Source organism: Solitalea agri (assembly GCF_023914155.1).
Classification (GTDB): domain Bacteria; phylum Bacteroidota; class Bacteroidia; order Sphingobacteriales; family Sphingobacteriaceae; genus Solitalea; species Solitalea agri.
In genome coordinates, this window is the sequence record NZ_JAMWYS010000065.1 from 1 (window position 1) to 793 (window position 793).

The window sequence follows — 793 nt, forward strand, 5'->3', positions numbered from 1 at the left end:
AAACACTCTGCAAATCAGTTTAAAGCGAATGGCATTCAAAACACTCATGGCATTTTTGCCTTCTGCTTGCTTGCGCTCATAATATTTTTTTAATTCCGGGTCATTCCTGACCGCATTTAAGCTGCACAGGTGTAATAAACTTTTGAGTTTTCGATTGGCTAGGTAATGGACGCGGGTTTTACCCCGGATACTGCTTCCCGAGCGATAGTCAAAAGGAGCTACACCACAATAGCAGGCAAACTGCCGCGGCGATTCAAACCGTTTCATCCCCACGGTGTATAACAAAATGTAGGCTGCAGTTTGCAAGCCGATACCGGGCACACTCACGATCAGTTCATAACGACTTTTTAGGGTTTCATCTGCCTGGATGACCGTTTGTAATTGCTTATCTAATCGGTGAGTTTCCTGTTTCATTTGCTCCATGATATGCAGGTTAGCCGCCTGCAGCTCTTCCAACAGGTTACAGGAATACGCTTTGGCACTTTGCATCCCTAGTTCCAATTGCCGCATGCAATTCACCAGCCGCTCACGCTGGCCTAACAATATGCGAATGGACTGAAGAGTGGCACATGGCAGTTGATAGGCACGCAAGCGGTCCTGAAAGCGTAAGGCATACTGAGCAATGATAGAACTGTCGGCTCGATCGGTTTTGCCCCGGCAAATGCCCATGCTCCGTTTAATTTGCAGTGGATTTTCCAATGCATAGGTAATTTGTCGACTTTGCAGGAAAGCACTCAGTCCCAGGACATACACGCCGGTATGTTCCATACAGACCAGCCACTCGGAAAAGGGC

General features: G+C 47.5%; 1 protein-coding gene. It reads right to left on the minus strand.

From position 1 onward, the window contains the following. Window positions 1–793: transposase (locus tag NF867_RS18260; RefSeq protein WP_252589846.1), on the minus strand; the 793-nt coding region annotated here is incomplete at both ends.